At 47.8% G+C, this 803-nt stretch carries 2 tRNA genes and 1 rRNA gene; all 3 read right to left on the bottom strand.

The annotated features are described in order from the left end of the window. Nucleotides 1-98: 98 nt before the first annotated feature. A tRNA-Ala gene (locus tag L5M38_RS24305) sits at nt 99-174 on the bottom strand. 138 nt (nt 175-312) lie between these two features. Further along, nucleotides 313-389, bottom strand: a tRNA-Ile gene (locus L5M38_RS24300). 98 nt (nt 390-487) lie between these two features. After that, nucleotides 488-803 (bottom strand): 16S ribosomal RNA (locus tag L5M38_RS24295); the annotation flags it as partial.

The following is an 803-nucleotide window of genomic DNA, read 5'->3' as shown; positions in this document are numbered from 1 at the left end:
TAAAAAAGCCAAAGATAATTTTTTAGTTTATCTTTGGCATCTCTATCCATAGTGCATATGCCTTATTACTTTGCAATAAAGTCAGAATAAGGTGTAAATGGTGGAGCTATGCGGGATCGAACCGCAGACCTCCTGCGTGCAAGGCAGGCGCTCTCCCAGCTGAGCTATAGCCCCATTTACATGCAGTGCGAGTAAGTAAGATGTTCCAAACCTCTAAAAGGATTGGTTTGCCAAATCGAGTTATCCGCGGCAAATTAACGCGACGTTTAGTTCACTAAACGAGTGTTAATTTAACAAAGGAGAACGAAGATTTGGTGGGTCAGAGTGGACTTGAACCACCGACCTCACCCTTATCAGGGGTGCGCTCTAACCAGCTGAGCTACAGACCCATCTTTGATAAACCTATTTAACTAGGTCCATCTTTTACTCTTTCTTCTATCAAGCAAATCTGTGTGAACACTCAAAAGCATCGAGTTAGTCGTATAGGTAAGGAGGTGATCCAGCCCCAGGTTCCCCTAGGGCTACCTTGTTACGACTTCACCCCAGTCATGAAMCACAAAGTGGTGAGCGCCCCCCCGAAGGTTAAGCTACCCACTTCTTTTGCAGCCCACTCCCATGGTGTGACGGGCGGTGTGTACAAGGCCCGGGAACGTATTCACCGTGGCATTCTGATCCACGATTACTAGCGATTCCGACTTCATGGAGTCGAGTTGCAGACTCCAATCCGGACTACGACGAGCTTTGTGAGATTAGCTCCACCTCGCGGCTTTGCAACCCTCTGTACTCGCCATTGTAGCACGTGT

Source organism: Shewanella sp. SM101, assembly GCF_025654465.1.
Lineage (GTDB): Bacteria > Pseudomonadota > Gammaproteobacteria > Enterobacterales > Shewanellaceae > Shewanella > Shewanella oncorhynchi.
This window is presented reverse-complemented; position numbering and strand designations above follow the sequence as displayed.